Source organism: Ideonella sp. P3_A4 (genome assembly GCF_056403075.1).
Map to the genome: position 1 here is coordinate 1 of NZ_JBFUGE010000380.1, position 5867 is coordinate 5867.

The window sequence follows — 5867 nt, forward strand, 5'->3', positions numbered from 1 at the left end:
GTGCCCAACCGCCACAAAGTCGAAGCTTCGTCGCGCTTTGTCGTGACGCACCACGCGCTGCGCCGACTGCACGATAACCCGTGCCTTGGCTCGCTCGGCGTGGCTCAAGCGCTGCAGCGCCTGCGGCTGCAAGACCACGATGTGGCTGGCACACTGAAGAGATTCTCGGACGATCGGGTCGAGCTCCAAGGTTCCGTAGACGTCGGTGCCGGTCAAGACGACAGTCACCGGCTTGCCGGGCTCTGCACGCCGAAAACGCGCGATGGAATCGGCCGAGCGACGTGCGTGCAAAGCAATCAGTGCTCCCGCGGGCTCGCCGTTCCAACATTGCTGAATGCTCGTYGGACCACAACCGGACAGGAACTTCTGCCACCGCCCAGCGGTGCGCCAATTTCCGTTGTTGCTCGAGGCGAGAGCAGGAGACAAGATTAGGATTGGACCTTCACTCATGACGCCAATATTCGCACGCCAAACTGAAGAAGTCGGTACCGCGCGCCAGCTCGCCGGGACCGCACTGTCCGAAGCGCTGCGAGACAGCAGGCGCCGAACTCTGTCGTTGGTCGAAGACCTCAGCGACGCGCAGTGGCAGGTGCCTTATCGACAGGGAATCAACCCGATTGCCTGGGAACTCGCACACCTGGCCTGGTTCGGGGAATTCTGGATTCTGCGTGGGCCTCATCACACCAGCCACGATGGGCTCATCCACGCCGCGCAGTCCGCACGCATCGCCGCGCCGGACGCTCTGTTCGATTCGGCTCGGCTCGCTCACGCCCAGCGCTGGCACGTCCAGCTGCCGACCCGAGGCCAGGTGCTGGCGATGCTGGAAGAGCAGTTGCAGTGCTGCTTGGCGGCCTTACCGGCCGATGGTGGGGATGAGGCGCTGTACTTTCATCGCCTGACCCTGTTTCATGAGGACATGCACGCCGAGGCACTCACGTGGCTGCGGGCGGCCCTGGGCTATCCGGTACCACCCAAGGTGGCTTTGTCACCCGTACCCAGGGCGACGTCAGTGGGGCTACCGGGTGGCGAGATTCAGTTAGGCTGGCCTGCCAGCCGACACGGATTTGCTTTCGACAATGAGTTGCCAGGCCGACGCGCGCAATTGCGTCCTTTCGAAATCGACAGCCAGGTCGTGACAGTTGGCCAGTTCTTGGAGTTCGTCGAAGCGGGTGGCTATGGCAATGAAGCACTCTGGCCTGTCGAAGCTTCTGGGTGGTATGTAGCGAATCGCCCAACCCTCCCTGCGCGGTGGCGCCGATTGGATGATGGCGACTTGCAACAGCGTTGGTTTGATCGATGGACCTTGCTGGTTCCAGATCTGCCCATGCTCCATGTCAATGCCTTCGAGGCCCAGGCCTATTGCGAATGGGTGGGTCGTCGGCTGCCGACAGCCGCGGAATGGGAGCACGCAGCAACGTCCTCTGAGGRTGGCCGCTTCCGGTGGGGTCACAGTGTTTGGGAGTGGACCGCCAACGCCTTCACGCCGTATGCCGGGTTCTGCCCGGGCCCGTACAAGGACTATTCGCAGCCCTGGTTCGATACCCACCGTGAGCTGAGGGGCGGCTCGTTCGCGACCCACCAACGCATGCACGATGCGCGCTACCGCAACTTCTTTACGGCCGAGCGAACCGACGTTTTTGCCGGGTTTCGTACCGTGTCAAGGGGTTGAACACCTCTCTCGACCAGTGGATGCCCGACGGCAGGCGGCCACGTCTGTGGTCGAGCGATCTTGCTACCTGGGCTGCCGCTTCAGCCGGTTGCGGCTGTAGACCTCATAAGGTTTGCCCGGCGGTGCCAACTCAAACGTCTCGACGAACTCGTCGTCACCGTTGAACTCGTAGGTCTCTCGGGCCTTCCAGGTGTTGCTGAAGTTCTCGAACGACTCGCTTTCGAACACCATGGGAAGTGTGTCGGGTGCACTGACCTGGCGGTATGTGTTCACAAAGCCTTCGACGTGGAACTGGCGAAGCACGATCAGCTTTCTTGCCTTGTCGTAGCTGAACATCGACATGTGCTCGTGCACCTCGTCGGGCTTGTTGGCCTCGCGTGCGGGGTATCGAGAGAGGTTGCTTTCCTGGAGATAGCGCCCCCGCATGCTCGGGCTGTAGGTTCGAGCAACGGTGCCGTCGCCTGACTGCCCAGATGCCGTACCCGCCCAACTCCCGAGAAACCGTGCCAGCGGCGCGAGTGGGTCGGCTTTGGCCTCGGTCTGTGCGGCCGCGGGGAATGCGGCGGTCATCAGAAACAGCGAGGTCGCCAACAACGAGGCGCTTGCCTTGAAGCAGTTGTGCATGGCTGTTTGTGGCGCGAGTTTGGCTCGGGTGAGCCGTCCTGCCGATGTTACGTCGCTGCGCCAGCTTCACAAAGAGTTGCCGAGCCTTGCTCGATTCCACAAGAGACTGCGGAGTCGATGACGGTAACCTTTGCGGCCGCACCGCAGAGCTGCTTCATGTCGGGGTGGCGGCCTCGCTCCGACCGGAGTTCCAGAAGACGGACTGCATCCCCGATGAGCAACATCGAAGAGACCGCGTACCCCAGGTTGCGCGACGACATCTCTCCGCACGAACTCGACCAGCTCTACACGCCGAGCGTCAGGGAGCGCAAGTTCGTCGCGGACGTGTATCGCAGGCCATTGCCGCAGTCCTGCTTGATGTTGCAGCTGAAGCTCGTTCAGCGTTTGGGCTATTCGGTGCCGCTCGCGAGCGTCCCGCTGCCTATCGTTGCGCACGTGTGCAAGAGGCTGAAGGTCTCTCGCCCCACCAAAGAAGTGCTCGCTCGGTACRATGCTTCCGGCGAAAAGCCCCGTCATCAGAAACATGTACTGTCAGCACTCGGCTTGCGGGAGCTAGACCAGAGCGCGCGCAAATGGATAGTCGAACGCGCCGAGGCCTCGGCGCGAACCAAACAGGAGCTCCCCGACATCATCAACGCGTTGTTGGAGGAGTTGGTCAAGCAACGGTATGTTCTTCCCGGGTTCAGCTATCTGGATCGCGTTGCGCAGACTGCCCGCGATAGGGTCAATACGGCCATCTACGAGCGAACGTCGGCCGAACTCGATGCGCCAAAGCGTGCCCGATTGGATGCCTTGCTCAGCGCCGGCGGTGAAAAGAGCGATTGGGATCGCCTCAAGYGTGAGCCTGGTCGTCCAACTGCGAGGGAAGTCGCGACCTTTCTTCATCACATCCGTTGGCTGCGGGAACAAGCTAGTGGATTGCCCGATCTGCACGATGTCGCTGCAACCAAGCGCGCTCAGTTCACGCTAGAGGCCAGGGCGCTCGATGCGACTGAGATGCGATCGCTGGTTGAGCGCAAACGCTACACGCTCGCTGTCTTGCTGATTCAGTCCCAGTTGCGCAAGTCGACAGACGACGTCGCAGAGATCTTTATCAAGACCGTTCGCAAGCTCGATGGGGACGCGAACAAGCGCTTGCAAGAGTACCGGCTTGAGCACGCTCGGCAGGTCGACCGACTGGTGGGGCAGCTGCGCGACGTATTGACGGCCTATGACCTAGGTGATCCAGGGGCAGATCGGTTGACGGCCATCGCTGGTGTCTTGGTGGACGAACCACAGCAGCTCATCGAAGAATGTGATGAGTACATGGCCTATGCGGACAACAATTACTTCCCGTTCATGCTGAAGCCGTACCGTGTCAAGCGGGCGCTGCTGTTCGAGTGCTTGGACGTTCTGCAGCCGCAGGCGACCTATCGCGAAGACGCATTTGCTTCGGCCCTGACCTGGATGCTGAAGTACCGAAACAGCCACAAGGAGTACTTGGTCGTTGGCCCGGCCGCCGTGCTTGATCTGAGATGGGTGCCGGCGAAGTGGCGACACCTGATCGTTGGCAAGGATTCAAACGATCTCCAACATCTTCATCGCAAGTACTTCGAACTGTGCCTGTTCAGCCGACTTCACGAAGAATTGCAGTCGGGGGATTTGTTCGTCCCGAACAGCGAGCAGTACGACGACTATCGCGAGCACTTCATCGGTGAAGAGGCGTTCCGGTTGGAACTACCCAGCTATGTTGAGATGCTCGAGTTGGCACCGGATGGGCAGAGCTTCGTCGCCGGGCTCAAGGCGAAGTTGATCGCACAGGCTGAGGAGACCGATCGAGGGTTCCCAAAGAACGACGCAGTCGCCTGGGGGCCAAGCGGCCTAGTCATCCGCAAGAGTTCCAGCGACGCACCGCCTGACGGACTGGAATCTCTGGATCAATCTATCAACGAAGGCCTCGGTCATGTGAACGTCCTGGAAGCGTTGATTCAGACGGAAGGCTGGCTGAACTTACACAAGCTGTTCGGCCCCTTATCTGGCTTTGAATCGAAGCTGGATGATCCGATGGCACGATTCATTGCCACGCTGTTTTGCTACGGATTCAACATGGGCGCAAGTCAGACGGCGCGCAGCCTCAAGGGCTTCAGCCGTAAGCAGATCGCTTGGCTCAACCTGCGGCACGTCACGGAGGAGCGTCTGGACAAGGCGATCCTGAAGACCGTCAACGCATACAACCGGTTCGCGCTGCCGAAATATTGGGGCTCGGGCAAGTCGGCATCGGCCGATGGYACGAAGTGGTCGATGTACGAGAAGAACCTGCTGTCCGAGTACCACATTCGCTATGGCGGCTACGGCGGCATCGGCTACTACCACGTCTCGGACACTTATATCGCGCTGTTCAGCCACTTCATTCCTTGCGGCGTCTACGAGGCGATTTACATCCTTGATGGCCTCATTCGCAACGAGTCTGACATCCAACCCGACACCGTACACGGCGACACCCAGGCACAGAACACGCCAGTCTTCGCGCTGGCCTACCTGCTGGGGATCGACCTGATGCCTCGTATTCGCAACATCAAGGACCTGACGTTCTTCAAGGCCGGTCGAGAGGTGCGGTACGAGAATATCCAACCGTTGTTCCGTGGCGAAGTCATCGATTGGGATTTGATTGAGCGCCACTTCGAGGACATGCTGCGCGTGGCTGTGTCGATCAAGGCAGGGATGATCACGCCGTCCACGCTTCTTCGTCGGTTGGGTAGCAAAAGCCGCAAGAACAAGCTGTACTTCGCGTTCCGCGAACTTGGTCGCGTGATCCGTACGATGTTCTTGCTGCGCTACATCAGCGATCCACAGCTGCGGCGCACGATCCATGCGGCGACCAACAAATCAGAGGAATTCAATCAGTTCGCGCAGTGGGCCTTCTTCGGCGGGGAGGGCGTCATCGCCGAGAACGTTCGGCACGAGCAACGCAAGGTCGTCAAGTACAACCACCTGGTGACCAACATGCTGATTCTGAACACCGTGCACCGAATGTCGAAGGTCTTGAGCGACCTACAAAGCAGCGGCAAGTTCACGATCGACGCGAAGCTTGCAGCAGCCTTGTCGCCGTATCGCACGTTTCACCTCAATAGGTATGGCGTCTATCCCATGGACCTGACTGCGCCAGTAGAGGCAATGAACTTGAAGGTCAAAATTCTTTGACCTGACAATAAGTTAGGTCACTTTTTGGCGAAAAAATCGCGAATCCCGGCCAACCCTCTTGCTGGAGCGCGAAAGCGCTGGCTCCTACAGTGACGGTCAGTACGTGCTCGTCCGGCATGGCATGCGCCTGGACCTGTTCGTAGTAGTCGAGCACCTTCAGTCGTTCCGCTCTCAACTCTTGCTGGACGGCGGCCCGAATGGCCGCCGCCATGTCGATGCTCAGCGTTGCGCTATGCGCATAGACCAAAATGGTGTCCCGAGCTACCAGTGTTGCCGGGCATTCCGTCGCGATTGCAGTGACCAACTCAGAGAAGCGATGGACGATGTGTTCACAGCCGCGTCGACCAAGGACGCGCTCCGCATCGATCAGTCGGTCTACTTTAATGAACAGAAG

Annotated in this window: 4 protein-coding genes and 1 pseudogene; 2 read left to right on the plus strand and 3 right to left on the minus strand. The window is 59.7% G+C overall.

Annotation, left to right across the window (positions count from 1 at the left end; translation table 11 throughout):
• A pseudogene (locus AC1DYI_RS24595) lies at positions 1-216 on the minus strand (selenoneine biosynthesis selenosugar synthase SenB); the annotation flags it as partial.
• A gap of 232 nt (positions 217-448) precedes the next feature.
• Here AC1DYI_RS24595 and senA point away from each other — a divergent pair.
• Positions 449-1669 (plus strand): selenoneine synthase SenA, encoded by a 1221-nt coding sequence (senA, locus tag AC1DYI_RS24600; protein ID WP_477206762.1) that lies wholly within the window; start codon positions 449-451, stop codon positions 1667-1669.
• A gap of 63 nt (positions 1670-1732) precedes the next feature.
• Here the strand turns inward: senA and AC1DYI_RS24605 are convergent, their stop codons facing one another.
• Entirely contained in the window at positions 1733-2260 is a 528-nt protein-coding gene (locus tag AC1DYI_RS24605; RefSeq protein WP_477206763.1) for a hypothetical protein, read from the minus strand.
• Between the two features lie 246 nt (positions 2261-2506).
• Between AC1DYI_RS24605 and AC1DYI_RS24610 the strand changes: the two genes are divergently transcribed.
• Positions 2507-5473: a Tn3 family transposase gene (locus AC1DYI_RS24610; protein ID WP_477206764.1), complete on the plus strand. Its 2967-nt coding sequence runs from the start codon at positions 2507-2509 to the stop codon at positions 5471-5473.
• On the opposite strand, the gene AC1DYI_RS24615 is transcribed toward AC1DYI_RS24610, so the two are convergent.
• The coding region (locus AC1DYI_RS24615) for a hypothetical protein (RefSeq protein WP_477206765.1) at positions 5460-5867 on the minus strand (408 nt) is incomplete at its 5' end. The genes AC1DYI_RS24610 and AC1DYI_RS24615 overlap by 14 nt on opposite strands.